The following is a 26,532-nucleotide window of genomic DNA, read 5'->3' on the forward strand; positions in this document are numbered from 1 at the left end:
GCGACGCGTCAGTCGACCCGGAGCCGGTAGCCGCGCTTCACCACGGTCTGCACCACGCGGGGGGCGCGCAGGCCGGCCCGGAGTCGGGCCACCGCCATCTCCACCGCGTGCTCGTCCGCGCCCCGGGGCAGGGTCCGCAGCAGCGCGGTCCGGGACAGCACCCGGCCGGGGGTCTGGGCCAGCGCACGCAGCACCGCCATCGGAGCGGGGGCGAGCGGGCGCAGCTCACCGTCGATCACCGCGGCGTGCCCGCGCAGGGTGAGCAGATGCCCGCCGGCCTTGAACGTCGTCGTCCGGCGGGGCAACTCGTCGACGATGGTCCGTACCAGCGCGCCGAGCCGGGCCCGCCCCGGCGCGCTGACCGGCACCCCGAGCCGCAGCAGTGGCTCGGCGGTCACCGCGCCGACGCAGCTGGCCAGCACCTCACCACGGAACGCGGACAGCACGGCGTCGGTACGGTCCCCGGCCGCCCGCAGCAGTGCCTCGACCGCCGGCGCCGAGGTGAACGTCACCGCGTCCACCAGCCGGCCGGCGATCAGGTCGACCAGCCGGTGCAGCGGCGCCGGGTCGGTGGGCGGCGCCCAGCGGTAGACCGGCACCTCGATCACCGTGGCTCCGGCCGCCTCCAGCGCCAGCGTGCACTCCGGCTGCCGCTCGCCGTGCAGCTGCACGGCGATCACCTGCCCGGCCACGCCGCGCCGGCGCAGGTGGTCGACCACCTCGTCGCAACTCTCCGAGGCCGGTGACCACTGGTCGTGCAGTCCGGCCTCCCGGATCGCGCCACGCGCCTTGGGGCCTCGGGCCACCACGTACGAGCTGGCCAGCACCGAGCGCAGCGGCTCGGCCAGCCCCCAGCCCTCGGCCGCCTCCAGCCATCCCCGCATGCCGATGCCGGTGTTGGCCATCAGGATGTCCGGCGGTCGGTCCAGGCAGGCGCGGGTCGCCGCGCGCAGCTCGGTGTCGTCGGACAGCGGCACGATCCGCAGTGCCGGGGCGAGGACCACCCGGGCGCCCCGCCGCTCGAGCAGCGCGGCCAGCTCGTCGCGCCGGCGGTCGGCGGTCACCCCGATGGTGAAGCCGGCCAGTTCCTCCCGCATCAGGCCTCCTGCCGCAGCCGCACCTCGACCAGCCCGTCCCGGCAGCGCACGTCGTGTCGGCCCACCGCCACCCCGGGCAGGTCGAGGCAGCGCCCGTGCGGATCGCGGGTCCGCAGCGCGTCCACGAAGCGCTGTCCGACCATGCCGTTGCCGATGACGACCAGTTCGCCACCGTTCATGGCGTTGCCGCACTGGAGCGCGCAGTACGGGCAGTGTGTCGCGGCCTCCCGGGGCGAGAGCCCCGGTCGAGTTGTCGACCGTGCACCGTCTGTCATGTCGGGAAAGCGTGCCGCCGGGCGGTTTCCGGTCCGGGTCCCTTCTGTTTCGGTCCTGTCAAGTGCGGCTCACACCGCGCCGGCGCAAGGGAGGCGTTTGCGGGACGGCATCTGTGATCTAGAATGTGGGAAAGCCGTCTCGACATTTGGGAGAGCGCGATGAGCGTGGCGGACGCGTTCGACGCGGTGGCCGGCAGCTACGACGAAGCCCGTCGACGGCTGGTGCCCTGCTTCGACGCCTTCTACGGCACCGCCGTCCAGGTCGCCACGCCACCACTGCGCGCCGCGCTCGCCGCCGGGCGTACCCCGGAGGTGCTGGACCTGGGTGCGGGCACCGGCCTGCTCTCGCTGCTGCTCGCCGCCGCGGTGCCGGGGGTGCGGCTGACCCTGGTGGACGCGGCACCGGCGATGCTCGCCCGCGCCGCCGACGAACTGCACGCCCGGTCCGTGCCGCACCGGACGGTCCGGGCCGACCTGGCCGACCCGCTGCCGGCCGGCCGCTACGACGCGGTGGTCAGCGCCCTGGCGATCCACCACCTGGACGACTCCGGCAAGCAGGCCCTGTACCAGCGGGCCGCCGACGCGCTGGTGCCCGGCGGGGTGTTCGTCAACGCCGAACAGGTGGCCGGCCCGACCCCGGCCCTGGACCGGCGCTACGACGAGGTGTGGACCGCCCGGATCACCGAGTTGGGCTCGCCTCCCGAGGAGATCGCCGCCGCCCGGGAGCGGATGCGGCACGACCGACCGGCGACCGTGGCCGACCAGTGCCGCTGGCTCACCGAGGCCGGCCTCGTCGACGTCGACTGTAACTTCAAGGAGTGGCGCTTCGCGGTGTTCGGCGGCCGGGCGGCCGGTGCCGGGCGCTGACATCCGCGAGCTGCCGGCGGAATGTGCGTTTCGACGCCGATGGGGAGCGCTCCGACCACGAGGATGACTGATGGTCATACCGCTGGGTAGTCTCAGCGGCATGACTGCCAAGGTGACCCTGTCGTTCACAGACGAGACGATCGAGGAGGCCAGGCGGTTCGCCAAGCGCGAGGGGCTGTCGCTCTCCGCGTGGATGGACCAGGCCGCCCGGGAGAAGGCGCTGCGCGAGGTCTTCAGCGCACACGCCGCCGCCGTGGGCCGCGCCGGTCTGGACCTGGAATCCGCCGCCCTCGCCGATGCCCGCGAGGTGGGCATGGTCGACGACCTGCTCTTCCGCGGCCGGCCGCGTGCTGCGTAGGGGTGAGGTCTGGCGCATCGAGGGCGCTCGGGAACGCCTCGGACTCGTGATCAGCTCGGACGTCTACAACTCCACCGACGTGCCTATCGTGATCGTCGTCGAGGTGGTCGAGGAGTCGCTGCTGCGCGACTCGCCGCTCGCCGTGTCGATGGGCCGGTACGTGGTGATGCCCGACCGGCTCTCCTCGCCGATGAAGAAGTGGTTCACCGACTGCGTGGATGTCGCCGACACCGACACCATGCTCCGGGTCGGCCGCGCGCTGCGCATCCTCCAGCAGCTCTGACCGTCGACCGCGACACCCCGCTCGTGCCGTGCGGGCTCACCACCGCCGCCCGGCCGCCGTGCGGCCCTCGTATCCCCGCCGACCATCGGCTGGTACGCGCTCTGTTTCGCGGTGACCTGGTTCTTCTACCGTCGGCGGGGGGCGGCCCGGCTGGCCGGCGTGTGAGCTGTGCCATGATGGGCTACGCCGGCACGCGCGGCCGTACCCCCGTTTTGACCTGCCGATGGGGCGCCGGGTATCGTTGCCTGCTGTTGTACGACATCCAGAGGCGTGCCCTATCAGGTACGCTTGGTCGTTCGTGCGCGCCTGGTCACCTCGGCGCGCGACCCCAGACCGACGACGAGACAAGGTAGACCTGTGCGTACGTACAGCCCGAAGCCGGGTGAGATCGAGCGTCAGTGGCACGTCATCGACGCCTCTGATGTCGTGCTGGGCCGCTTGGCCACCCACGCCGCCACGTTGCTGCGTGGTAAGCACAAGCCGACTTTCGCGCCGCACGTCGACACGGGCGACTTTGTCGTCATCGTGAACGCGGGCAAGGTTGCGCTGACCGGCAACAAGCGCCAGACCAAGATCGCTTACCGCCACTCCGGTTACCCGGGTGGTCTGAAGCAGGTCGGCTACGAGGAGCTGCTGACCAAGCGCCCCGAGCGGGCCATCGAGCTGGCCGTGAAGGGGATGCTCCCGCACAACAAGCTCGGCCGTCAGCTGATCAAGAAGCTGAAGGTCTACGCCGGTGCCGAGCACCCGCACGGCGCGCAGCAGCCGATGCCGTTCGAGATCAAGCAGATCGCGCAGTGAGCGCGGGCGAAGGAAGCAGCATGACCGACATCACCGAGACCGAGGTTGCCCCCGAGGCCACCGAGGCGCCGGCGCCCGTCGCCCGCGCGCCGCGTGGTGACCGCCCGATCCAGACCGTGGGTCGGCGCAAGGAGGCCATCGTCCGGGTTCGTATCGTCCCGGGCACCGGCAAGATCACCTGCAACGGCCGTGACCTCGAGGCCTACTTCCCGAGCAAGGTGCACCAGCAGCTGATCAAGGACCCGCTGGTCACCGCCGAGAAGCCCGAGCAGTTCGACGTCATCGCCAACCTGCGTGGCGGCGGCACCACCGGCCAGGCCGGTGCGCTGCGGCTGGCCATCGCCCGGGCGCTGATCGTCAACGAGCCGGACGACCGTCCGGCCCTCAAGAAGGCCGGCTTCCTGACCCGGGACGCCCGGGTCAAGGAGAGCAAGAAGTACGGCCTCAAGAAGGCCCGTAAGGCTCCTCAGTACTCGAAGCGCTGATCTTCACCAGCGCGTTGTACTTCTGACGGACGGCCGGTCCGCCTCCCCTCGACCGGGGAGGTGGGCCGGCCGTTCCGCTTTCTCCTCATCGGTAGTGCTCATCGGAGGTTGGCGGGTATGGGTCGGTTGTTCGGCACGGACGGCGTACGCGGGCGGGCGAACGCCGATCTCACCCCCGAGTTGGCGCTCGCGCTCGCCGTGGCCGCCGCGCACACTCTCGCCGAGACGGACCGCAGCCATCCGCCGCTCGCCGTGGTCGGCCGTGACACCCGGGCCAGCGGCGAGATGCTGGAGGCGGCCGTGGTCGCCGGGCTGACCAGCGCGGGCGCCAACGTCGTACGGGTCGGCGTGCTGCCCACCCCGGCGGTCGCGTACCTCACCGCGGAGGCCAAGGCCGACCTCGGGGTGATGCTCTCCGCGTCCCACAACCCGATGCCGGACAACGGCATCAAGCTCTTCGCCGCCGGCGGGCACAAGCTGCCCGACGAGATCGAGATGCAGATCGAGGCGGCCGTCGAGACGAACGCCACCACCGCCTGGGACCGGCCGATCGGCGCGGGCGTCGGCCGGGTGCACGACCTGCTCGACGGCGCCGACCACTACGTCCAGCACCTGGTCGGCACCGTGCCGCACCGGCTCGACGGGATCAAGGTCGTGGTCGACTGTGCCAACGGCGCCGCCGCCGAGGTCGCCCCGGTCGCCTACCGGGAGGCCGGCGCGGAGGTCGTGGCGATCCACGCCGAGCCGGACGGGCTGAACATCAACGACGACTGCGGCTCCAACCACATCGAGGCGCTGCGCGCCGCAGTGGTCGAGCACGGCGCCCACCTGGGCATCGCCCACGACGGCGACGCCGACCGCTGCGTGGCGGTCACCGCCGACGGCGACGAGGTCGACGGCGACCAGGTGATGGCCATCCTCGCGCTCGCGATGCGCGATGCCGGCACGCTCACCCAGGACACCCTCGTGGCCACCGTGATGAGCAACCTCGGGCTGCGGCTGGCGATGTCCGCGCAGAACATCCGGCTGATCGAGACGAAGGTCGGCGACCGGTACGTGCTGGAGGAGCTGCGCGGCTCCGGGCTGGCGCTCGGCGGTGAGCAGAGCGGCCACATCGTGATGCCCGCGCACGCCACCACCGGCGACGGGGTGCTCACCGGCCTGCACCTGATGGCCCGGATGGCGGCCACCGGCCAGTCCCTCGCGGAGCTGGCCTCGGTGGTCACCAAGCTGCCCCAGGTGCTGATCAACGTGCCGGTCGGCGACCGGACCGTCGGCGCCGCGGCGCCGGCCGTCCTCGCCGAGGTCGAGCGGGCCGAGGCGGAGCTGGGCGAGACCGGTCGGGTGCTGCTGCGCCCGTCGGGCACCGAGCCGCTGGTCCGGGTGATGGTCGAGGCGGCCACCGAGGCGACCGCCCGCGAGGTCGCCGAGCGGATCGCCGCCCTGGTCCGCAGCGCCAGTCCCGCCGGGGCGTAGCGGCCCGCGGGCGCCACGACCTCCGGCTGGTCCTGTCGAACCTGGGTCGCTGTGGAGCTGAGTCGTCTACGACATCAGCTCCACAGCGACCATGGCGGGAACACGGACGGGCCTACCCGGCCGTGGGCGTCAGGTGGTCGACAGCCGCCGCAGGCGGGTGACCGCCTCGGTCAGCACCTCCGGGCGCTTGCAGAAGGCGAACCGGACCAGTCGCCGGCCCGCCTCCTGGTCGTCGTAGAAGACCTGCGTCGGCACGGCCACCACGCCGCAGCGCTCCGGCAGCGAACGGCAGAACTCCACCCCGTCCCGGCCGCCGAGGGCGGTGACGTCGGCGGTGACGAAGTACGTCCCCTCCGGCACCAGCACCTCGAACCCGGCGTCGGTGAGGCCGCCGACGAGCTGGTCACGGCGCTGCTGGAGCCCGTCCCGGAAACCGGCGTAGTAGTCGTCCGCCAGCGCCAGCGCCACGGCGACCGCGGGTTGCAGCGGGGCGGCGTTGACGAAGGTGAGGAACTGCTTCACCCGCAACACCGCCGACACCAGCGGCGCCGGGCCGCTCACCCAGCCGACCTTCCAGCCGGTGCAGGAGAACGTCTTGCCGGCCGACGAGATGCGCAGCGTCCGCTCCCGCATACCGGGCAGGCTGGCCAGCGGCACGTGCGGGCTGGCTGCGTCGGTGAAGACCAGGTGCTCGTACACCTCGTCGGTCACCGCGTACGCGCCGTGCTCCTGGCACAACTCGGCGACCAGCGCCAGCTCGTCCGGGGTGAAGACCTTGCCGGTGGGGTTGTGCGGCGAGTTGAGCAGCACCAGCCGCGTGCGGGGGCCGAACGCCGCGCGCAGCGCGGCCGGGTCGAAGGCGTACCGGCCGTCGGCCGCGGGGCGCAGGGTGACCGGCCGCCGGACCGCGCCGGCCAGGGCGATCGAGGCGGCGTACGAGTCGTAGTACGGCTCGAAGCAGACCACCTCGTCGCCCGGCTCGCAGAGGGCGAGGATGCTGGCCGCGACCGCCTCGGTCGCGCCCGCGGTGATCACGATCTCGCTGTCCGGGTCGTACGCCAGGTCGTGGAACCGCCGCTGGTGGGCCGCGACCGCCGCACGCAGGGCGGGGACCCCCGGCCCGGGCGGGTACTGGTTCTGCCCACCGCGCAGCGCCTCGGCGGCGGCGGCCAGCATCTCCGGTGGGCCGTCGGTGTCCGGGAAGCCCTGGCCGAGGTTGACCGCCCCGGTCCGTACGGCGAGGGCGGACATCTCGGCGAAGATCGTCGTGCCGAACGGCCGCATCCGGGCCACCAGCGGGTCGACATCGGTGCTCGTCGTCACCTGCGCCAGCCTACGTGCCGGCCGGTTGCGACCCTAGGTGCGCGGGTAGGCAGGGGTGCGGTGAACGCCCGCGTTGTCGTACGCCTGGCCGGCGATCCGGCCAGGTCGGCGCGGTGCGCCGGACGTTCGCTCAATCTCAATGTTCGTTTACCCGACTTTCGAGCAACCATCGTGAGCGAAACTGGGTTAGGCTGCGGGCCATGTGTGGAATCGTGGGATACGCGGGCGCGCGCCCCGCACTCGGCATCGTGCTCGACGGGCTCCGGCGACTGGAGTACCGCGGCTACGACTCGGCGGGCGTCGCCATCGTCTGCGACGACCAGTTGCTGACCGAGAAGAAGGCCGGCAAGCTGGCCAACCTGGAGAAGGTGCTCTCCGAGCGGGCCGCCGACGACCCGGCCTCGTGCGCGGCCAGCCCGATCGGCATCGGTGACGGCACCACCGGCATCGGGCACACCCGCTGGGCCACCCACGGCGGCCCGACCGACCGCAACGCCCACCCCCACCTCGCCCCCGACGGCCGGGTCGCGGTGATCCACAACGGCATCATCGAGAACTTCGCCAAGCTCCGTGCCGAGCTCGAGGCCGACGGCGTCCAGTTCACCAGCGACACCGACACCGAGTGCGCCGCCCACCTGCTCTCCGCCGCGCTGGCCGACCTGCGCGCCGCCGGCCAGCCGGACAGCCCGCAGCTTCTCGCCGCCGGCATGCGGGTCGTCTGCCAGCGGCTGGAGGGCGCGTTCACCCTGCTCGCGGTGGACGCCGCGGTGCCCGGCGCGGTCGTCGGCGCCCGGCGCAACTCGCCGCTGGTCGTCGGCCGGGGCGACGGGGAGAACTACCTGGCCAGTGACGTGGCCGCGTTCATCGAGCACACCCGGGACGCGGTGGAGCTGGGCCAGGACCAGATCGTCCTGATCACCGGCGACAGCATCGAGATCACCGACTTCGAGGGCCAGCCCGCCACCGGCAAGGACTTCCACATCGACTGGGACTCGTCGGCCGCCGAGAAGGGCGGTTACGACTGGTTCATGCTCAAGGAGATCGAGGAGCAGCCGCAGGCCATCGCCGACACGCTGCTCGGCCGGCTCACCGAGACCGGTGAGATCGCCCTCGACGAGGTCCGCCTCAGCGACCAGGATCTGCGCGACGTCGACAAGATCTTCATCGTGGCCTGCGGCACGGCGTACCACGCCGGCATGGTCGCCAAGTACGCCATCGAGCACTGGACGCGGATCCCCTGCGAGGTGGAGCTTGCCAGCGAGTTCCGCTACCGCGACCCGGTGCTCGACCGGTCCACGCTGATCGTGGTGATCTCGCAGTCCGGCGAGACGATGGACACCCTGATGGCGCTGCGCCACGCCAAGGAGCAGAAGGCCCGGGTGCTGGCGATCTGCAACACCAACGGCTCGACCATCCCCCGCGAGTCCGACGCGGTGCTCTACACCCACGGCGGGCCGGAGATCGCCGTCGCGTCCACCAAGGCGTTCCTCACCCAGGTCGTCGCCTGCTACCTGATCGGCCTGCACCTGGCCCAGGTGCGCGGGATCAAGTTCGCCGACGAGGTGGGCGCGGTGGTCGCGCAGTTGCAGGAGATCCCGGGCAAGCTGCGTGAGCTGCTCGACCGGATCGACCCCGTGCGTGAGCTCGCCCGGGAGCTGAAGTCCGAGCCCACCGTGCTGTTCATCGGCCGGCACGTCGGCTACCCGGTGGCCCTGGAGGGCGCGCTCAAGCTCAAGGAACTGGCGTACATGCACGCCGAGGGCTTCGCCGCCGGCGAGCTGAAGCACGGCCCGATCGCCCTGATCGACGAGGGCACCCCGGTGATCTGCGTGGTGCCCTCGCCGGTCGGCCGGGGCATGCTGCACGACAAGGTCGTCTCCAACATCCAGGAGGTGCGGGCGCGTGGCGCGCGGACCATCGTGATCGCCGAGGAGGGCGACGAGGCCGTCGTCCGGTACGCCGACCACCTGATCTACGTGCCGCGTACGCCGACCCTGCTGGCCCCGCTGGTCACCACCGTGCCGCTCCAGGTGCTCGCCGCCGAGATCGCCGCGGCTCGGGGGCACGACGTGGACCAGCCCCGTAACCTGGCCAAGTCCGTCACCGTCGAGTAACCGGCCCGACTGCCGACCTGGGCCCCGGACGTCGCACCACGCGGCGACCGGGGCCTTCGTCGTGCCCCGACACGGCCCGGCGGTCAGCGACCCAGGACGATACGGGCCATCCCGTCCAGTGCCGGGTTGTCCGGCTCCCAGTAGCCGACGTGGCCGTGCCGCCCGCTGGGGAACGTCCGCCCGCCGAAACCCGGCCCGGCCGGGTCCCGGCCGAACCACAGCTCGTGCTCGCCGTGCCCGACCAGGCTGAGCGCGGCGGCCACCGGCGACGGACCGAGCAGCAGCCGCCGGGCCAGGTCGTCCGGTGGACGGGTCAGCCGGATCACGTCGTCCGGTGCGCTGCTCGCCCAGACCTGCCCGGACGGCACGCCCAACTCGGCGGCGTGCGCCACGCCGACCCCCGGCGAGCCGACGAAGACCAGCGCGTCGGCCGCCAGCCCGTGGTCCCGGGCGGCCATGCCCACCACCAGCGACCCGTAGCTGTGCCCGAGCACCGTCTGCCGGGCCGCCGGCCCCTCGTGGCTGGCCCGCAGCCCCTCCTGGAAACGGTGCAACGCCGGGCCGGCGTCCCGGGCCTGGCCGGCCGAGGCCGCCTCGTGCAGGAAGTCCGGGGCGTCGTAGTCCAGCCAGAGCACCGCGGCCGTCTGCTCGCCCGGGTCGAGGGTGGCGCACCGGCCCTGCACGCGCCCCACCCGGGTCAGCTCACCCGGCGCGTCGTCGAGGCCGGAGGTCATCCCCGGCACGTAGGTCACCACCCGATCGGCCTGGTCCGGGTCGCCGAGCGAGACCACCACCCGTCCCTCGCCGGTCGGATCCAGCCCGAGCAGGTAGGCCCTCGGGACCTGCGGCCCGGCCAGCCGGTCGCCGAGCGCGTCCAGACCGGCCAGGCGCGCCTCGACGCCGCGCAGCCGCAGTGCGGCGACCGGCCCGGGAGGCACGCGGGACAGCAGCCTCCGTCGCTCGGCGAGCAGCTCCTCCCGCCGGGCCCCGAGCAGCAGCCGGTTGGCCTGGTCCCGGGCGGCCACCGGCACGCCGTCGAGCCGCCCGACCAGCGTCGGCTCGTGCCCCACCAGCCACCGGCGCTGCGCCGGGGTCAGCCCCGCCCACCACGCCCGCACCGCGACCGGGGTGGCACCCGGTGCCGGGCGGCCGGGCGGCGGAGGTGCCTGCCAGCCGCCGGCGGCTGCCGAGGCCAACTCGTCGAGCCGGGCCGTCGCGGCCCGGTCCGCGGCCCCGGCCAGCTCCAGCGCCGCCCGTAGCGCCGCCGCCACCCGGGCTGTCGCCGGCCCGTCCCGCTCACCGGGTGGCCGGGACCGGGCCGGATCCGCGCCGACCCGCCCGTGCCGGTCGACCAGCAGCCCCGCAGCCTCGGCCAGCGCCACCGCCTCGGCCAGGCGGCCCTTCGCCGCGGAGAGCCGGCCGGCGAACTCGGCGAGCACCTGATCGGCCTCGATCAGCGCGGGCGCGATCGAGGTCAGCTCGCCGCGCAGCTCCGCGAGCCGCCCGTCGGCCGCCGTGGCCGCCCGGCCCGACCAGGCGACCCGCAACGCCCGGGCGCCCGTGCCCAGCTCGCCGGCCCGCGTCTCGACCAGCGTGGTCAGCCTGGCCCAGGCCGCCCCGGCGACCCGCCACGCCCCAGGGTCGGCCGCCCACAGCTGGGCGTAACCGACCGCAGGCGGGCCGGCCGGGTCCGCCGTGACGCGCCCTCGGGCACCCACCGGCCCGGCCGCGCGCGGGCGCGTCGGCGCGGTCACCGGGGTAGCGCGGCGAGCCGGCGGGCCGCCCGGTCATCCACCGCCCGGTACGACTCCACCGCCGTGCGGACCGCACCGCCCGTCGCCGCCACCAGGCCGCCGAGGCGGCCCAGCCACCCGTGCACCGCCGACTCCAGCCCCACCAGCGCCGCGCCGGCCCGCCAGTCGGGTGCCGGCACCATCAGCCCAGGCACCCCGACCAGCCCGTGCGCCAGCCGGTACGCGTCGTCGTCCAGCGCCCGGGCCACCCCACCCAGCAGCTCCGGTCGGACCGTCAACGGCTCCTCTGTCATCCCCACACCCCCGTGTGCGATCGGCATCGACGTGCCGACGCTAGGCGGGCCCGGGACGCCCGGGAGTGCCCTGTGGACAGCCGTCGACGGCCGTACCCCGGCCTGTCCACAGGCGTTGCCCGGTGCGGGGCCGACGGCTAATCTGCCGCCTCCGCCGCCGGTAGGGTGGTCTGGTGATCGTCGCTGTCGGCATCGACGTCGTCCTGGTGGACCGGTTCGCCCGGGCCCTGGCGCGGACGCCGTTGCTCGTCGACCGGCTCTTCACCGAGGCCGAGCGGTCCACCCGCTCCGGCAACCCGCGCTCGCCCGAGTCGCTGGCCGCCCGCTTCGCCGCGAAGGAGGCCGTCGCCAAGGCACTCGGCGCGCCGGCCGGGCTGAGCTGGCACGACTGCGAGATCGTGCCCGACCCGGACGGCCGACCCTGGCTGACGGTGTCCGGCACGGTCGCGGCGGCGGCCGTCGAGCGTGGGGTCAACCGCTGGCATCTCTCGCTGTCGCACGACGGCGGGATCGCGTCGGCGATGGTGGTCGCGGAACGGTGACGTCGGCCGGGTGGGCCGTCCGGCCCGCCCCCTAGCGGGATGGGGCACGGTGGCATGAGACCGGTGTGGCGGGTGGCCGACGTACGGGCGGCCGAGGCGGGGCTGATGGGCACGTTGCCGGAGGGCACGCTGATGCAGCGGGCCGCCGCCGGGCTGGCCCGCCGGGCGGCGCTGCTGCTCGCGGAGCGGGGCGGGGTATACGGCGGGCGGGTGCTGCTGCTGGTCGGCTCCGGCGACAACGGGGGCGACGCGCTGTACGCCGGTGAGCGGCTGGCTCGCCGTGGCGTCACCGTGTCCGCCCTGCTGCTCACCCCCGGGCGGGCACACGCCGCGGGGCTGGCCGCGCTGCGGGCCGCCGGCGGCCGGCTGGTGGACCGCCCGACCGGCCCGGTCGACCTGGTCCTGGACGGCATCGTCGGCATCGGTGGCACCGGCGGGCTGCGGACGAACGCGGACGAGGTGGTCCAGCGCCTCGGTGAGCTGCGCGGGCGGGACGGCGGACGGGCCACCGTGCTGGCCGTGGACGTGCCGAGCGGTGTGGCGGTGGACACCGGCCACGTGCCGCTGTCCGCGTCCGGCCGGCCCACCGCGGTCCGCGCCGACGTGACGGTGGCCTTCGGCGCGTTGAAGCCCGCCCTGGTCGTCGGGCCGGCCGCCGCCCTGGCCGGCCACGTGGAGCTGATCGACATCGGGCTGCGGCCGTGGTTGCGGGGCACCCCGGCGCTGCGGGTCACCGAGTGGTCCGACCTGGTCGACTGGTGGCCGAGGCTGGGCCCGGCGTCGGAGAAGTACACCCGGGGCGTGGTCGGCGTGTCCACCGGCTCGGCGACGTACCCGGGCGCGGCGGTGCTCTCCGTCGGCGGCGCGCTGGCCGGGCCGACCGGCATGGTCCGCTACGCCGGCGGTGCCCGGGCCGAGGTGCTGCACCAGCACCCCTCGGTGATCGCCACCGATCGGGTCGCCGACGCGGGCCGGGTGCAGGCCTGGGTCTGCGGCTCCGGGCTGGGCACGGGCGAGGACGCGGCGGCCGAGCTGCGCGCCGTGCTGGCCGCTCCGGTGCCGGTGGTGCTCGACGCCGACGCGCTGACCCTGCTGGTCGACGGCTCGCTCGCCGACCGGCTGCGCGGCCGGGACGCGCCGATCGTGGTCACCCCGCACGACCGGGAGTTCACCCGGCTCTGTGGCGAGGAGCCGGGCGCCGACCGGGTCGCCTCGGCGCTGCGGCTGGCCGCCTGGATGAACGCGGTGGTGCTGCTCAAGGGGGACCGCACGGTGATCGGCACGCCGGACGGCCGGGCGTACGTCAACCCCACCGGCACCCCGGCGCTGGCCACCGGCGGCACCGGCGACGTCCTGGCCGGGCTGCTCGGCTCACTGCTGGCGGCCGGTGTGCCCGCGGACCGGGCGGCGGCCTCGGCCGCGTACCTGCACGGGCTGGCCGGCCGGGAGGCGGCCCGGGGCGGGCCGGTGACCGCGCCTGACGTGGCCACCGCACTGCGCCCGGTTGTCGCCCGGCTGCCCTGATCATCCCCGTCTGGCCGGGATGACGCGTTCGGCGAGCCCCGGGACGTGCGTCGCCGCCCGCGGTGATCACGGCGGAAAGTAGGCTGGGTGTATGTGGCAGGCCGAGGTACGCGTCGATCTTGACGCGATCCGTGAGAACGTGAGCCGACTCCGGTCCGGCACCACCGCCGAGCTGATGGCGGTGGTGAAGGCCGACGGGTACGGCCACGGCATGGTCCCGGCCGCCCGTGCGGCCATCGACGCCGGGGCGGACTGGCTCGGTGTCTGCACCCTCGACGAGGCGCTCACCCTGCGTCGGGCCGGGGTGGCGGTGCCGGTGCTGGCCTGGCTGCTCGCGCCCGGGCTGCCGCTGCACGAGGGCGTCAGCGCCGGCGTGGACCTGGGTGCGGCCAGCCTGACGCAACTCGACGAGATGATCGAGGCGAGCCGGCGCGCCGAGCGTCCGGCCCGGCTGCACCTGAAGATCGACACCGGGTTGTCCCGGGGCGGGGCGACCGTCGCCGACTGGCCGGCCCTGCTGGACGCCGCCGCCAAGGCGCAGGCCGACGGGCTGATCGAGGTGGTCGGTGTGTGGAGCCACTTCGTGTACGCGGACATGCCCGGCCACCCGACCACGGACCGGCAGCTGGCCGTCTTCCACGAGGGGCTGACCATGGTGGAGCGGGCCGGGCTGCGCCCGCGCTGGCGGCACCTGGCCAACTCGGCGGCCACCCTGACCCGGCCGGACACCCACTTCGACCTGGTCCGTCCCGGGCTGGCCGTCTACGGGCTCTCCCCGGTGGCGGGCGAGACGTACGGGCTGCGACCGGCGATGACCGCGCGCGCCCGGGTCGTGCTCACCAAGCGGGTACCGTCCGGCACCGGCGTCTCCTACGGGCACACCTACACGACGGGCAGCGACGCGAACCTGGCCGTGGTGCCGCTCGGGTACGCCGACGGCGTGCCCCGGCACGCGTCCAACAGCGGGCCGGTGCAGCTCGCCGGTGCCCGGCGGACCATCTCGGGGCGGGTCTGCATGGACCAGTTCGTGCTGGACTGCGGCGACGACCCGGTGGCCGACGGCGACATCGCGACGCTGTTCGGCAGCGGCGCCAACGGCGAGCCGACCGCCGACGACTGGGCCGAGGCCGTCGGCACGATCAACTACGAGATCGTCACCCGGTTCGGTGGCACGCGGGTGCCCCGGGTCTACGACGGCGAACGGCCATGAGCTATCGCATTCCGCGGCCGAGGACGGCCGCGGGCCGGGTCGCCGGGATCGTCGGCGCGGCGGTGGGGGTGGCGGCGGCCGGTCTCGCGGCCGGCGTCGCGACGGAACGCACCCTGGTCCGCCGGCTCAAGGCCGACCCGGCCGACCGCTACGCGCACGAGCCGTTCGGCGAGCAGCGGTACGACGAGGCGTTCCGGCTGGAGCTTCCGGACGGCACCGACATCCACGTCGAGGTGGTCGAGCCGACCCGGCCGGTGCCCGGGCACCCGACGGTGGTGCTGGTGCACGGGTTCTGCCTGGACATGGGGACCTTCCACTTCCAGCGCCAGATGCTCGCGGCGCGCGGCGACTACCGGATCGTGGCGTACGACCAGCCCGGCCACGGCCGGTCCGGCCGCCTGGAGACCGGCGAGTACGACCTCGCGGTGCTCGGCCGGACGCTGCGTCGGGTGATCGACCGTACCGCCCCGGACGGGCCGCTGGTGCTGGTCGGCCACTCGATGGGCGGCATGACCATCATGGCGTTCGCCGAGTTGTTCCCGGAGCTGTTCGGTGACCGGGTGGTGGGCACCGTGCTGATGGCCACCTCGGGCGGGCTGGTCGCGGAGACCAAGCTGGTCGCGCCGGCGCTGCTCGGCCGGGTCGGCGGCCCGGTGCTGTTCATGGTCAGCAACGCCACCCGGTACGGCGGGCCGGTGATCGACAAGGCCCGGAAGTCGACCTCGAACGTGGCCTGGCTGCTCACCCGCAAGTACGGCTTCGGCACCCGCAAGCCCAGCCCGGCGCTGGTGTCCTATGTGGAGATGATGAACTCCCGGACGTCGGCCGACACGGTGACCCGCTACCTGCGGACCCTGGCCACCCACTCGCGCTTCCCGGCGCTCGCGGCCCTGGCCGACACGCCGGTGCTGGTGGTGGTCGGCGACAAGGACATGATTACTCCGGTGACCCACTCGGAGGAGATCGTCCGGCGGTTGCCGCACGCCGAGTTCGTGAAGATCAAGGACAGTGGGCACGTGGTGATGCTGGAGCACGCGGACGAGGTCAACGCCGCGCTGGCGCGGTTCCTCGAGTCACTCTGATAGCGCGGAGGAACGGTGAGTCACGTCGTCAAGCTGCCGACCGTCGAGGACACCCGGGAGTTCGGCCGCCGGTTGGCCGGGCTGCTGCGCGCCGGTGACCTGGTGCTGCTGACCGGGCCGCTGGGTGCCGGGAAGACCGCCCTCACCCAGGGCATAGGTGCCGGGCTCGGGGTGCTCGGGGACATCACGTCCCCGACGTTCGTGATCGCGCGGGTGCACCGGCCGGACCCGGGTCGGGGCGGCCGGGTGGCCCTGGTGCACGCCGACGCGTACCGCCTGGGCGACGCCACGGACCCGCGCGCCGAGATCGACGACCTCGACCTGGACGCCTCGGTGGACGAGTCGGTGACCGTGGTGGAGTGGGGCGAGGGCCTGGTGGAGCAGTTGGTGGACGCGCACCTGCGGGTCCGCATCGACCGCCGCGACGACGACACGCGGATCGTCGAGCTCGACCCGGTCGGTGGGGACTGGGCCCGGCGGCTCGCCGATCTGGGCTAGGCCGCCCGGCCGCTGTCGTACCCGGTGCCTAGAGTGCGGGGGACCGACCCGCGCTGTGAGAGGTTCCCGATGCCCGACGACGCCCCCGCCCTGGATCTGCTGGCCCTGCTGCCGGAGCAGTGGCGTGCCGTGCTCACCCCCCACCTGGACCAGGCCCGCACCGCCGCGCTGGCCGAGTTCGTCTCGCGGGAGTACGCGACGCAGACCGTCTTCCCGCCGTTGGCGGACCTGTTCTCCGCCTACCGGCTCTGCCCGCCGCAGAGCACCCGGGTGCTCATCCTCGGGCAGGACCCGTACCACCGGGCCGGGCAGGCGCACGGGCTGAGCTTCAGCGTCCGGGACGGGGTGGCGGTGCCGCCGTCGCTGCGCAACGTCTTCAAGGAGCTGGGCGAGGACCTGGGCGTGCCCAAGCCGCGCAGCGGCAACCTCGACGGCTGGGCCGCGCAGGGCGTGCTGCTGCTCAACGCGGTGCTGACGGTCCGTCAGGCCACCCCGGGCTCGCACGCCAACTCCGGCTGGGAAGAGTTCACCGACGCCACGATCCGGGCGCTGGACTCCTCACCGGACCGGGTGGTCTTCCTGCTCTGGGGCGGCTACGCCCGCAAGAAGGCCGCCCTGGTCACCAACCCGCAGCACGTGGTGCTGGAGGCTGGCCACCCCAGCCCGATGAACCCGCGCGGCTTCCTCGGCAGCCGGCCGTTCAGCGCGGCCAACAAGGCGCTCGCCGACGCCGGCCTGCCCACCATCGACTGGGACCGCACCGCCGGCTGACCCGCGCCGCCGGGCTGGCCCGATCCGCCGGCTGACCCGGTCCCGCCGACGGGGTTGGGGTTCCGTCACTCCCCGCCGGCGGCCTGCCGGGCCCGGTATCGGCGGAGCAGGTCGGCCGCCCGCGGCTCGGTCAGCTCCAGCTCGACCAGCGGCACGACCCGGTAACCCCGGCCGGCGTGGCGTACCTCTATCGTTTCGGGCAGTTCGTCACACATTGTCGCCCTGATCTCGCCGTAGCGGGTCGTCCAGAGATGCTCGCCCTGCTCCTCGGGCTCCAACCACACCCCGCCGAACTCGCCCCAGCGGGCGTTCCACCGCTGGCCGTAGGCCGCCTCCAGCCAGCGGGTGAACCGTTTCGAGTCCTGCCAACGCAGGGCGATCTCCAGCGCCGCGACGGGCACCGGCGCGCCCTGCAACAGGGCCGCCGTGCTCCCGGTGATCACCTGTGGGAAGTCGGTGAGCCGGTCCAGCATCCGGTTCAGGCCCAGCTCTTCGATCCGCTCGGCGATCGGCCGGGCGGCCAGGTCGTCGATCCGGGCGTCGAGGTGCGCGTCCAGCGGTTCGATCCCGACAACCAGCTGCACGTCCATCGCGGCCAGCAACGCTTCGAGCACCGGGATGCTGGGTGCGCGGTTGCCGCGTTCGATGCGGGCCACCGCCGCCTGGCTGACTCCGGCCAACTCGGCGAGCTCGCACTGGCTCAGCTCTCTCAGGTGCCGTTGCTGTCGGATGGTGCTGCCGAGCAGAGTGACGAGGCGAGTGGATGACATCCCGGGATGGTGGACCAGGCCGGGCCGTAGCCGATACCGCTGAGGCGGATTGATGACTGGCCAGCTTTCGACCGAGGTCTCCGGTGCCGGATGACGTGCCTTTTCGGCCGGGTAATCCTCACGAGCGCTATACCTGTGAGTCATGTTTATGACTCACAGGTATAGCGCTCACCAGGGGAGGTGCCGCCGCGCGGTGGGACGGGCGGCCCGGCCGCTCGGTCGGGTCGCCGAGCTGTCACCCAGTGGGCGGGGACGTCGGGCACGCCGGAGTGCGGCTCGCTCCCCATCCGCATCAGGACGGATCCGGCAGCGCGAGCCGGGCCGGCATGACGCGGCCCGGAGTGGTGGACGGGGTCGGAGTGGTGGACGGGGCCGGGGTGGCGGCTGCCGTGGGGGCTCGGGCCGGGGTCCGGCCCGAGGCGGTGGTCGGGCCGTGGGCGGTGGCATGGCAGTGGGGCGGGGCGTGACCGGGGGCCGGCGGCGGGGCGGCTAGGCTGGCTTACCGTGCTCGTACTCGTGGTGGACAGCTCGACCCCCGCGGTGACCGCGGCTCTGGCGGAGGTCTCGGCGGACGGAGTGGCGTCCCGGGCGCACCGGTGCACGGTCGACGCCCGCGCGCACGGCGAACTGCTGGCGCCTCAGATTGACGCGGTCCTCGCCGACGCCGACGCGCGCCCGCAGGACCTGGGCGCCATCGTCTCCGGGCTCGGGCCGGGGCCGTTCACCGGGCTGCGGGTGGGGCTGGTCACCGCCGCCACCATGGGCCAGGTGCTCAACATCCCCACCTACGGGGTCTGCTCGCTGGACGCCATCGGTCACCCGGCGGCCGTCGGCGAGCCGGTGCTGGCCGCCAGCGACGCTCGGCGCAAGGAGCTGTACTGGGCCGTCTACGACGGCGCCGGCCAGCGGATCGTCGGGCCCGAGGTGTCCACGCCCGTGGTAGCCGCGGCCCGCGCCCGGGAACTGGGGGCGACGGTGGCGGTCGGCGACGGCGCCCACCGGTACGCCGAGACCCTGGGCCTGCCGGTCCGGGTCGAGCCGCGCTACCCGGACGCGACCGTGCTGGCGCTGCTCGCCGCCGAGCGGATCCGGGCCGGCGCGCCCGGCGAACGGCTCACCCCGCTCTACCTGCGCCGCCCGGACGCCGTGGTGGCGGCCGGCCGTAAACCGGTCCTCCCGTGAGCGCGAGGAGTGAGCCGGGGTTGCGAGCCCCGCAGTCGCGAACAGAGGCTGCTCCGTGAACGTGCGGCTGGACCGGTTCCGTTGGTGGCACATCGACCAGGTGCTGCCGATCGAGGCGGACCTCTTCGGCGCCGAGCAGTGGTCGCCGGCGATGTTCTGGAACGAGCTGGCCAACGGGCACCACTACCGGGTCGCCACCGACGACGACGGCACAGTGCTGGGCTACGCCGGGCTCGCCGGGGCCCCGCCGGACGAGGTGTGGGTGCAGAACATCGCGGTCCGCCGCGACGTCCAACGGCGCGGCGTGGGCCGTGCCCTGCTGGAGGAGCTGCTCGCCGAGGCGACCCGAGTCGGCGCCCGCAGCACCCTGCTGGAGGTCGCCGCGGACAACGCACCCGCCCAACGGCTCTACGCGACGTACGGTTTCGAGCCGATCGGGGTGCGGCGCGGCTACTACCAAGCGAGCAACACCGACGCGCTGGTCATGCAGCGCGTCGCCGAGCCGACCGGAGACGGACCACACGACCATGGCTGACGAACCGCTGATCCTGGGCATCGAGACCTCCTGCGACGAGACCGGCGTCGGCATCGTGCGGGGGCACACCCTGCTGGCCGACGCGCTCGCCTCCAGCGTCGAGGAGCACGCGCGGTTCGGGGGTGTGGTGCCCGAGGTGGCCAGCCGGGCCCACCTGGAGGCCATCGTGCCGACGATGGACCGGGCCCTGGCCGAGGCCGGCGTGACCCTGGCCGACATCGACGCGATCGCGGTCACCTCCGGCCCCGGGCTGGCCGGCGCGCTGCTGGTCGGCGTCGCCGCCGCCAAGGGGTACGCGCTCGCCGCTGAGAAGCCGGTGTACGGCGTCAACCACCTGGCCGCGCACGTCGCGGTGGACACCCTCGAACACGGCCCGCTTCCCGAACCGGCCATCGCCCTGCTGGTGTCCGGCGGGCACTCGTCCCTCCTGCTGATCGACGACCTGGCCCGGGGCGTCACCCCGCTCGGCGCCACCATCGACGACGCGGCCGGCGAGGCGTTCGACAAGGTCGCCCGGCTGCTCGGGCTGCCGTTCCCGGGCGGCCCGCCCATCGACCGCGAGGCCCGGGCCGGCGACGCGGGCGCGATCGCCTTCCCGCGCGGCCTGACCGCCGCCAAGGACCTCGCCGCGCACCGGTACGACTTCTCGTTCTCCGGACTGAAGACGGCGGTGGCCCGCTGGGTCGAGGCGCGGCAGCGCGCCGGCGAGTCCGTGCCGGTGGCCGACGTGGCCGCGTCCTTCCAGGAGGCGGTCTGTGACGTGCTGACCACCAAGGCGATCGCCGCCTGCCGGGCGAACGGGATCGAGACCCTGGTGATCGGCGGGGGAGTGGCGGCGAACTCGCGGCTGCGGGCGATGGCCGAGCAGCGGGCCGAGAAGTACGGCATCCGGGTTCGGGTGCCCCGGCCGAAGCTCTGCACCGACAACGGGGCGATGGTCGCCGCGCTCGGGTCGCACCTGGTCGCCGCCGGGGTGGCGCCCAGTCGGCTGGACCTGCCGGCCGACTCGGCGCTGCCGTTGACCACGGTCAGTGTGTGACGGGGCCGCGGACATGATCGTGCGGATGTGGGAGGCGCGCGCGGAGGCGTACGGTGTCGCCGACCTGATCACCTGGGTGTGCGACACCGCCCTGCCCGAGTTGGAGCACGACCCGCTGCACGTGTCCAGCGAGGTCTTCTCCTCCACCGACCACCGCGTGGTGGTCATCTCCAAGTGGCGCAGCAACCCGCGCCCGCTGCCCGAGCCACCCGCTCTGCTGGTGGCCCGCGCCCCGCACTCCTGGGACTTCACCCAGGTCGACCGCTGACCCCGCCCAGCCCCGATTTCGCCGTGAGCTGCGGCACCCTCGGTCGGTAATTGGTTCGCCCGGTCCAGTGCGGCCGCATAGCGTCGAGCCGCTATGCGTTTCTCACCGGCCGGCGATCCCGGCGTACCCGATGCCCGGTCGGCGACCCGCTATCTGATCTGGTTGGCGAGCCGGCACAAGCGGCTGTTCACCGTCGGTATCGGGCTCGGTGTGGTGTGGATGGTGGCGCAGGCACTGATGCCGGCCGCCGTCGGCCGGGCCGTCGACGGGCTGGCCCGCCGCGACGAGGGCGCCCTGCTCACCTGGGGCCTGGTGCTGCTCGGTCTGGGCGTGCTCCAGGCGGTCGCCGGGATCCTGCGACACCGCTGCGCCGTGCACAACTGGCTGGCCGGGGCGTACCGCACGGTGCAGTTGACGGTGGAGGCGGCGAACCGGCTCGGCGCCGCGCTGCCCCGCCGGGTGGCCGCCGGCGAGGTGGTGAGCATCGGCACCGCCGACATCGGCCAGATCGGGCACGCCATCGACATCACCGCCCGGGGCGCCGGCTCGCTGGTCGCCATCGTCACCGTCGCCGTGATCCTGCTGAACACCTCGATGCCACTCGGGCTGGTCGTGGTCCTCGGCGTGCCGTTGCTGATGGCCGTGGTGGCACTGCTCATCCGGCCCCTGCACCGCCAGCAGCAGGCGTACCGGGACGCGGAGGGAGCGCTCACCACCCGGGCCGGCGACATCGTCTCCGGGCTGCGGGTGCTGCGCGGCGTCGGGGGCGAGCCGGTGCTCTCCGCCGGGTACCGCGCCCGGTCGCAGGAACTGCGTACGCGTGGTCTGCGGGTGGCCCGGGTCGAGTCGCTGCTGGAGGCGGCGCAGGTGCTGCTGCCCGGCGCGTTCCTGGTGCTGGTGACCTGGCTGGGCGCCCGGTTCGCGCTGCGCGGCCAGATCAGCGCCGGGCAACTGGTCGCCTTCTACGGCTACACCGCGTTCCTGGTCAACCCGCTGCGCAACCTCACCGAGGCGGTCGACAAGCTGACCCGTGGCCACGTGTCGGCCCGCCGGGTCGTCCGGTTGCTGCAACTCACCCCGGAACTGGTCGACCCGGCGCAGCCGGTCGCGCTGCCGGACGGCCCGGGCGAGCTGGCCGACCCCGACTCCGGGGTGGTGCTGCGCCCCGGCCGGTTCACCGCGCTGGCCGCCACCGCCCCCGAGGACGCGGCCGCGATCGTGGACCGGCTCGGCCGGTACACCGATTCGGACGCCACGCTGCACGGCGTACCGCTGCGGTCGCTGGCGCTGCCGACGGTGCGCGCGCGGATCCTGGTGGCCGACAACGACGCACATCTGTTCACCGGCCTGCTCCGCACGGAGCTGGACCCGCACGACCGGGGCGACGACGCGGTGCTCGACGCGGCGCTGGTCGCGGCGAGCGCGACGGACATCGTCGAGGCGCTGCCCGACGGGCTGGACAGCCCGGTGGCCGAGCGCGGCCGGGAGTTCTCCGGTGGCCAGCGGCAGCGGCTGCGGCTGGCCCGTGCGCTGGTCGCCGACCCGGAGACGTTGCTGCTGGTCGAGCCGACCAGCGCGGTCGACGCGCACACCGAGGCCCGGATCGCGCAGCGGTTGGGTGCCGCCCGTGCCGGCCGGACCACCCTGGTCTGCACCACCAGCCCGCTGGTGCTCAGCCGAGCCGACCGGGTGATCTTCGTGGAGGACGGCAAGGTGACGGCCGAGGGGACGCACGCCGAGCTGCTGGACGGCGAGCCGCGCTACCGGGCGACGGTCAGCCGGGAGGAGAACTGATGGCCACCGCACTGCCGGTCGCCGACGCGCGGCAGGTCCGCCGGTACGCGCGGACGCTGGCCCGCCGGCACCCGCGCGCGCTGGCCACCGCGCTCGGCCTGCACGCGCTGGCCGCCGCCGCCGGGCTGGTCGCCCCGCGGCTGCTCGGCGACCTCGTGGAGGGCATCTCCCGGGGAGTCGTGCAGTCCACCGTGGACCGGGTCGCGCTGCTCATCGGCGGTTTCGTGGTGGCCCAGTCGGTGCTGGTCCGGTTCGCCCACCTGGCCTCGGCCCGGCTCGGTGAGCGGGTCCTCGCCGAGCTGCGCGAGGAGTTCGTGGATCGGGTCCTCGACCTGCCGCTGGCCACCGTCGAGCGCGCCGGCACCGGGGATCTGCTGACCCGCACGTCCCGGGACGTCTCCGCGTTGTCGCGGACCGTCCGCCTGGCGGTGCCCGAGACGCTGATCGCGGTGGTCACCAGCGGGTTCATCGTCGGCGCGCTGCTGCTGATCGGCCCGCTGCTCGCGCTGCCCTGCCTGCTGGCGGTGCCGCTGCTCTGGGCCGGCACCCGCTGGTACCTGCGCCGCGCCCCCGCCGGCTACCTGCGGGAGAACGCCGCCTACTCGGACATCACCGACGGGATCAGCGAGACCGTCGAGGGCTCGCGGACCACTGAGGCGTTGCGGCAGGAAGCGCGTCGCCGGGCCCGCACCGACACCGACATCCGCCGGTCGTACGCGGCCGAGCGGTACACCCTCAACCTGCGGACCGTCTTCTTTCCGGTCGCCGAGATCGGGTACGTGGTGCCGGTGGTCGCCACGCTGCTGATCGGCGGCTGGTTCTACCTGCGGGGCTGGGTCAGCCTCGGCCAGGTCACCGCGGCGACGCTCTACGTGCAGCAGCTGGTGGACCCGGTCGACCGGCTGCTCTCCTGGCTGGACGAGCTCCAGGTGGGCGGCGCCTCGATGGCCCGCCTGCTGGGGGTTGCCCGTACCGGTGACAGCCCCGCCGCCGATCCATCGCCCGCCGGTACCGCACCGGCCCCTGCCGCCGCCGGCACGGAGCAGCTCGCCGCCCGCGACGTCCGGTACGCGTACCGGACGGGCCGGGACGTGCTGCACGGCGTGACGCTGATCCCCCGGCCGGGCGAGAAGCTGGCCATGGTCGGGCCGTCCGGTGCCGGCAAGTCCACGCTGGGTCGGCTGCTCGCCGGCGTGCACGCCCCGGGCAGTGGCTCGGTGACCGTGGGCGGCCGGCGGCTGGACGAGCTGCCGCTGGACGAGCTGCGCTCGCAGGTCGCCCTGGTCACCCAGGAGCACCACGTCTTCATCGGCACACTGCGGGAGAACGTGGCCATGGTCCGGCCGGGCGCCGACCCGGCGCAGGTGCGCGATGCGCTCGCCGCGGTCGCCGCCCTGGACTGGGCCGAGGCGCTGCCCGACGGGCTGGACACCGTGGTCGGTGCCGGTGGCCACCCGCTCTCCCCGGCGCAGTCGCAGCAGGTGGCGCTGGCCCGGCTGGTGCTGGCCGACCCGCACACCCTGGTGCTGGACGAGGCGACCTCGCTGATCGACCCGCGGGCCGCCCGGGAGCTGGAACGCTCCCTGGCCGCCGTGCTGGCCGGCCGCACCGTCATCGCCATCGCGCACCGCCTCTTCTCCGCGCACGACGCCGACCGGGTGGCGGTGGTGGAGGACGGCCGGATCACCGAGCTGGGGCCGCACGACGAGCTGGTGGCGGCCGGCGGCTCGTACGCCGCGCTGTGGCGCTCCTGGCATCACAGCGACGAGCCCGGCGACCGGCCGGCCACCAGCTAGGCAACCGGGTCAGCTGCGGCGCAGCATCCGGTAGGTGGCGATCCCGCCGGTGCCCAGCGCGGCGAGGAACACCAGCCAGACGACAGTGCTGCTGACCCCGACCTGCGGGCCGGCGTTCGCCCCGGCGGCGGCCAGCAGCCCGTCCTTGCCGGGGGCGGGCAGCGCAGCCGGCGGCAGCTCGGGCCAGCGGACCAGCCCGGTGCTCTCCAGCATCTGCATGTGGTGCATCACGAAGCCGTTGGCGTCGTCGCAGAGTTTGCGCACCGTGGCGTCCCGGGTGCTGGCCCGGACCGCGCCGATCACCGGGAAGATCTTGCCGTGGGCCACCCGGAGCCGGGTGACGAAGATCTGGTCGAACCGGGCGCCGGAGGCGTTCTGCATCTCCGACAGCCAGCCCTTCTGCTCGGCGGTCGGCTCGGCCGGGATGGCGGCGCCCAGCTTGTTGGCGGCGTCCACGACGAGCTGGTCGAGCCGCTGGTGCTCGTTGGCGATGCCCGCGCCGATCTCCCGCACCTTGGCCGACTGGCCCTTCTCGGCGGCCATCTGACCGGCCGGCATCTCCCACAGGCCGGCCAGCCGCACCCCGTTGAGCAGTGTCATGTCGGCGGCGTTGAGCTGCTGCCCGCCGGCGGGCGCGGCGACGGCCACGCCGGGCAGGACACCGATCCCCGCGACGACAGCGATGAGCAGCATCGCCGCCCGGTGGGTCCGGTTGCCCGGCCGGCGACGGGCGGATCTGAGCGGTGCCATGTCTGCGGTGCCTCCTCGGTCCGGACCGAAACGCGTCTGAACCGGGCAGCCGCACACCGCCGGCTGCCCGTCCGTCCACTGATACGGACTGACCGCCCGATCAGTTCACCGGTTGGCGGAGCGGGTCAGCGGGTGACGGCGAGGAAGCCGCCGAGCAGCAGCAGGGTGAGCGCGGCGACGGCGAAGAGCACCAGCAGCTCCCGGCGGCCGTGCCCGACGGCATCGCCGCCGGTCGACGCGTCGGTGACCGGGGCGGGCAGGGCCGGCAGGTCGCGGGTCAGCGCGGCCAGGTCACCGAGGGTGCGGGAGGTCCACACCGCGCCGACCCGGTCGGAGAACTCGTCCAGGGTGAGGCGGCCCGCCGTCGTGTGCCGGTGCAGCTCGGCGACCACCCGGTTGCGGTCGTCGTCGGAGGCGCGCAGCTCGACATCCACGCCGGACAGGGTACGCGGATCAGCCCACGTCGAGGGGGTCGGCGAGCAGCCGTTCGAAGGCCAGCTCGGCGGCGCCGATCAGGGGTGCGTCCTCGCCCAGCTTGGGGGTGCGCAGCCGGACGTGCTCCAGACAGGCGTCGAGCGCGTTGGAGTTGAGCCGGCTGCGGATCTGGGCAGCCGCGGCGAGGTAGAGGTCGCGCATGGTGCCGCCGAAGATGACCATCTCGGGGTTGAAGATGTTCACCAGGTTGGCCACCCCGAAACCGAGCCAGTCACCGGCCTGGCGGACCGCCGTTTGGGCCCGGGCGTCGCCCCGGTCGGCGGCGTCGAAGACCGCCAGCAGGGCGTCCCGGCCCCGGGCGTCGGAGCGTCCGGCCGCACGGAGCAGACCGTGCTCGCCGATCTCGGTCTCCCAGCAACCTCGGGCACCGCACTCGCAGGGCGTGCCGTCGCGGACCACCTTCATGTGGCCGACCTCGCCGCCGTAGCCGCCGTGCCCGGTCAGCCGTCGCCCGCCGGCGATGATGCCGGCGCCCACGCCGACGTCGCCGTACAGGTAGATGACGTTGTCGCAGCCGGCAGCCACACCTCGCGCGTGCTCGGCGAACGCGGCCACGTCGGCCACGTTGCCCACCGTGACCGGCACGTCGATGCCCAGCTCGGCGCCGAGCGCCGCGCCGATCGGTTCGTCCACCCAGCCGGTGGTCGGGCCGAGCCGGACCAGGCCGTCGTCGCGGCGGACCATGCCGCAGACGGCGACGCCGGCGCCGACGCAGATCGCGTCGGGCGGCACGCCCTGCTGCATCTCCTTCACCGCGCCGGCCAGCAGCGGGGCCGCCTCCGCGGCGAGCAGGCCACGCGGCCGGTCCAGCTCCCGTTGGTCCAGCACCGCGCCGCCCAGGCCGATCCGGGCGGCGCGCAGCCGATCCACCTCCACCGAGTACGCGTACGCGAACACCCGGGCCGACTCGGGTCGGACGACCAGCGACGGTCGCCCGGCCCGGCCGGTCTCCCGGGGCGCTCCCTCGCTGACCAGACCCACGCCGGCCAGGTCGGCGGTGAGCGCGCCGATGGTGCTCCGGTTCAGGCCCAGCGTGGTGGTGAGTTCGGCACGTGTGGTCGCCCCGTGGACGTGCACGTGCCGCAGCAGGGCGCCGAGGTTCTGCCGTCGGACCTCGTCCTGGCTTGGTGCCGGGCGCATCGCGGTGCCA

At 74.1% G+C, this 26,532-nt stretch carries 28 protein-coding genes and 1 pseudogene; 20 read left to right on the forward strand and 9 right to left on the reverse strand.

Annotated elements, in window-relative coordinates; genetic code table 11:
- Positions 1-8: 8 nt before the first annotated feature.
- Together AB0K07_RS19835 and AB0K07_RS19840 are read right to left on the reverse strand one after the other, a co-directional pair.
- On the reverse strand, positions 9-1,097 hold the full coding sequence (locus tag AB0K07_RS19835) for a uroporphyrinogen-III synthase (RefSeq protein ID WP_363756870.1): 1,089 nt from the start codon (positions 1,095-1,097) through the stop codon (positions 9-11).
- Positions 1,097-1,192 (reverse strand): annotated as a pseudogene (locus AB0K07_RS19840) (nitrite reductase (NAD(P)H) small subunit); the annotation flags it as partial. The gene AB0K07_RS19835 and the pseudogene AB0K07_RS19840, both read right to left, overlap by 1 nt.
- Positions 1,193-1,531: 339 nt before the next feature.
- Between AB0K07_RS19840 and AB0K07_RS19845 the strand changes: the two are divergent.
- The 6 genes from AB0K07_RS19845 to glmM all read left to right on the forward strand — a co-directional run bounded on the left by AB0K07_RS19845 (position 1,532) and on the right by glmM (position 5,642).
- Entirely contained in the window at positions 1,532-2,239 is a 708-nt protein-coding gene (locus AB0K07_RS19845; protein ID WP_363756871.1) for a methyltransferase domain-containing protein, read from the forward strand.
- 70 nt (positions 2,240-2,309) lie between these two features.
- Complete coding sequence (locus AB0K07_RS19850; RefSeq protein ID WP_363756872.1) at positions 2,310-2,597, forward strand: DUF6364 family protein; 288 nt, start codon at positions 2,310-2,312, stop codon at positions 2,595-2,597.
- Entirely contained in the window at positions 2,536-2,880 is a 345-nt protein-coding gene (locus tag AB0K07_RS19855) for a hypothetical protein (protein ID WP_199723366.1), read from the forward strand. Before AB0K07_RS19850 ends, AB0K07_RS19855 begins: the two co-directional genes overlap by 62 nt.
- Before the next feature lie 357 nt (positions 2,881-3,237).
- Entirely contained in the window at positions 3,238-3,681 is a 444-nt protein-coding gene (rplM, locus tag AB0K07_RS19860) for a 50S ribosomal protein L13 (protein WP_363756873.1), read from the forward strand.
- A 20-nt stretch (positions 3,682-3,701) separates the two neighbouring features.
- Positions 3,702-4,166, forward strand: coding sequence for a 30S ribosomal protein S9 (gene rpsI / locus AB0K07_RS19865; protein ID WP_363756874.1), 465 nt, complete (start codon positions 3,702-3,704; stop codon positions 4,164-4,166).
- Between the two features lie 117 nt (positions 4,167-4,283).
- Positions 4,284-5,642 carry a phosphoglucosamine mutase gene (gene glmM, locus AB0K07_RS19870; protein ID WP_363756875.1) on the forward strand — a complete coding sequence of 453 codons (1,359 nt, stop codon included), beginning with the start codon at positions 4,284-4,286 and terminating at the stop codon, positions 5,640-5,642.
- Positions 5,643-5,771: 129 nt separating this feature from the next.
- On the opposite strand, the gene AB0K07_RS19875 is transcribed toward glmM, so the two are convergent.
- The gene (locus AB0K07_RS19875) at positions 5,772-6,965 is read right to left on the reverse strand and encodes a pyridoxal phosphate-dependent aminotransferase (RefSeq protein ID WP_363756876.1); all 1,194 of its coding nucleotides are present in this window, start codon (positions 6,963-6,965) and stop codon (positions 5,772-5,774) included.
- Positions 6,966-7,165: 200 nt separating this feature from the next.
- Between AB0K07_RS19875 and glmS the strand changes: the two genes are divergently transcribed.
- A complete protein-coding gene (gene glmS / locus AB0K07_RS19880) occupies positions 7,166-9,079 on the forward strand; it encodes a glutamine--fructose-6-phosphate transaminase (isomerizing) (protein ID WP_363756877.1) in 1,914 nt (637 codons plus the stop codon).
- A gap of 83 nt (positions 9,080-9,162) precedes the next feature.
- Here glmS and AB0K07_RS19885 read toward each other — a convergent pair whose 3' ends face one another.
- Together AB0K07_RS19885 and AB0K07_RS19890 are read right to left on the reverse strand one after the other, a co-directional pair.
- Positions 9,163-10,833 carry an alpha/beta hydrolase gene (locus AB0K07_RS19885; protein WP_363756878.1) on the reverse strand — a complete coding sequence of 557 codons (1,671 nt, stop codon included), beginning with the start codon at positions 10,831-10,833 and terminating at the stop codon, positions 9,163-9,165.
- Positions 10,830-11,126 carry a hypothetical protein gene (locus AB0K07_RS19890; RefSeq protein WP_363756879.1) on the reverse strand — a complete coding sequence of 99 codons (297 nt, stop codon included), beginning with the start codon at positions 11,124-11,126 and terminating at the stop codon, positions 10,830-10,832. The genes AB0K07_RS19885 and AB0K07_RS19890 overlap by 4 nt, the downstream gene beginning before the upstream one ends.
- 173 nt (positions 11,127-11,299) lie before the next feature.
- On the opposite strand from AB0K07_RS19890, the gene AB0K07_RS19895 reads away from it, so the two are divergent.
- From AB0K07_RS19895 to ung, 6 genes are all read left to right on the forward strand, one after another.
- Positions 11,300-11,668, forward strand: coding sequence for a holo-ACP synthase (locus AB0K07_RS19895; protein ID WP_363756880.1), 369 nt, complete (start codon positions 11,300-11,302; stop codon positions 11,666-11,668).
- 54 nt (positions 11,669-11,722) lie between these two features.
- Complete coding sequence (locus AB0K07_RS19900; RefSeq protein WP_363756881.1) at positions 11,723-13,192, forward strand: NAD(P)H-hydrate dehydratase; 1,470 nt, start codon at positions 11,723-11,725, stop codon at positions 13,190-13,192.
- A 91-nt stretch (positions 13,193-13,283) separates the two neighbouring features.
- Complete coding sequence (alr, locus tag AB0K07_RS19905; RefSeq protein WP_363756882.1) at positions 13,284-14,402, forward strand: alanine racemase; 1,119 nt, start codon at positions 13,284-13,286, stop codon at positions 14,400-14,402.
- Positions 14,399-15,484, forward strand: a complete 1,086-nt coding sequence (locus tag AB0K07_RS19910) for an alpha/beta hydrolase (protein WP_363756883.1) — start codon at positions 14,399-14,401, stop codon at positions 15,482-15,484. The genes alr and AB0K07_RS19910 overlap by 4 nt, the downstream gene beginning before the upstream one ends.
- Positions 15,485-15,499: 15 nt before the next feature.
- Entirely contained in the window at positions 15,500-15,982 is a 483-nt protein-coding gene (gene tsaE, locus AB0K07_RS19915; protein WP_363756884.1) for a tRNA (adenosine(37)-N6)-threonylcarbamoyltransferase complex ATPase subunit type 1 TsaE, read from the forward strand.
- Positions 15,983-16,051: 69 nt separating this feature from the next.
- Positions 16,052-16,753 carry a uracil-DNA glycosylase gene (gene ung, locus AB0K07_RS19920; RefSeq protein WP_363756885.1) on the forward strand — a complete coding sequence of 234 codons (702 nt, stop codon included), beginning with the start codon at positions 16,052-16,054 and terminating at the stop codon, positions 16,751-16,753.
- Between the two features lie 65 nt (positions 16,754-16,818).
- Here ung and AB0K07_RS19925 read toward each other — a convergent pair whose 3' ends face one another.
- Positions 16,819-17,523, reverse strand: a complete 705-nt coding sequence (locus AB0K07_RS19925) for a helix-turn-helix transcriptional regulator (protein ID WP_363756886.1) — start codon at positions 17,521-17,523, stop codon at positions 16,819-16,821.
- Positions 17,524-17,849: 326 nt separating this feature from the next.
- Between AB0K07_RS19925 and AB0K07_RS19930 the strand changes: the two genes are divergently transcribed.
- The 7 genes from AB0K07_RS19930 (at position 17,850) to AB0K07_RS19960 (ending at position 24,137) form a co-directional block, all read left to right on the forward strand.
- On the forward strand, positions 17,850-17,990 hold the full coding sequence (locus tag AB0K07_RS19930; RefSeq protein ID WP_363756887.1) for a hypothetical protein: 141 nt from the start codon (positions 17,850-17,852) through the stop codon (positions 17,988-17,990).
- Positions 17,991-18,027: 37 nt separating this feature from the next.
- Entirely contained in the window at positions 18,028-18,705 is a 678-nt protein-coding gene (gene tsaB / locus AB0K07_RS19935; protein ID WP_363756888.1) for a tRNA (adenosine(37)-N6)-threonylcarbamoyltransferase complex dimerization subunit type 1 TsaB, read from the forward strand.
- 61 nt (positions 18,706-18,766) lie between these two features.
- Positions 18,767-19,240 carry a ribosomal protein S18-alanine N-acetyltransferase gene (gene rimI / locus AB0K07_RS19940; RefSeq protein ID WP_363757166.1) on the forward strand — a complete coding sequence of 158 codons (474 nt, stop codon included), beginning with the start codon at positions 18,767-18,769 and terminating at the stop codon, positions 19,238-19,240.
- Entirely contained in the window at positions 19,233-20,279 is a 1,047-nt protein-coding gene (gene tsaD, locus AB0K07_RS19945; protein ID WP_363756889.1) for a tRNA (adenosine(37)-N6)-threonylcarbamoyltransferase complex transferase subunit TsaD, read from the forward strand. The genes rimI and tsaD overlap by 8 nt, the downstream gene beginning before the upstream one ends.
- 13 nt (positions 20,280-20,292) lie before the next feature.
- Positions 20,293-20,547: a hypothetical protein gene (locus AB0K07_RS19950; RefSeq protein WP_074314499.1), complete on the forward strand. Its 255-nt coding sequence runs from the start codon at positions 20,293-20,295 to the stop codon at positions 20,545-20,547.
- Between the two features lie 93 nt (positions 20,548-20,640).
- Positions 20,641-22,341 carry an ABC transporter ATP-binding protein gene (locus AB0K07_RS19955; protein WP_363756890.1) on the forward strand — a complete coding sequence of 567 codons (1,701 nt, stop codon included), beginning with the start codon at positions 20,641-20,643 and terminating at the stop codon, positions 22,339-22,341.
- Positions 22,341-24,137, forward strand: coding sequence for an ABC transporter ATP-binding protein (locus AB0K07_RS19960; protein ID WP_363756891.1), 1,797 nt, complete (start codon positions 22,341-22,343; stop codon positions 24,135-24,137). The genes AB0K07_RS19955 and AB0K07_RS19960 overlap by 1 nt, the downstream gene beginning before the upstream one ends.
- Before the next feature lie 9 nt (positions 24,138-24,146).
- On the opposite strand, the gene AB0K07_RS19965 is transcribed toward AB0K07_RS19960, so the two are convergent.
- From AB0K07_RS19965 to AB0K07_RS19975, 3 genes are all read right to left on the reverse strand, one after another.
- The gene (locus AB0K07_RS19965) at positions 24,147-24,887 is read right to left on the reverse strand and encodes a DUF4142 domain-containing protein (protein ID WP_363756892.1); all 741 of its coding nucleotides are present in this window, start codon (positions 24,885-24,887) and stop codon (positions 24,147-24,149) included.
- 125 nt (positions 24,888-25,012) lie between these two features.
- On the reverse strand, positions 25,013-25,321 hold the full coding sequence (locus AB0K07_RS19970; RefSeq protein WP_363756893.1) for a DUF1707 domain-containing protein: 309 nt from the start codon (positions 25,319-25,321) through the stop codon (positions 25,013-25,015).
- A 19-nt stretch (positions 25,322-25,340) separates the two neighbouring features.
- Complete coding sequence (locus AB0K07_RS19975; RefSeq protein ID WP_363756894.1) at positions 25,341-26,522, reverse strand: ROK family protein; 1,182 nt, start codon at positions 26,520-26,522, stop codon at positions 25,341-25,343.
- Positions 26,523-26,532 lie beyond the last annotated feature (10 nt).

Origin of the sequence: Micromonospora sp. NPDC049301 (assembly GCF_040678715.1) — a bacterium.
Lineage (GTDB): Bacteria > Actinomycetota > Actinomycetes > Mycobacteriales > Micromonosporaceae > Micromonospora.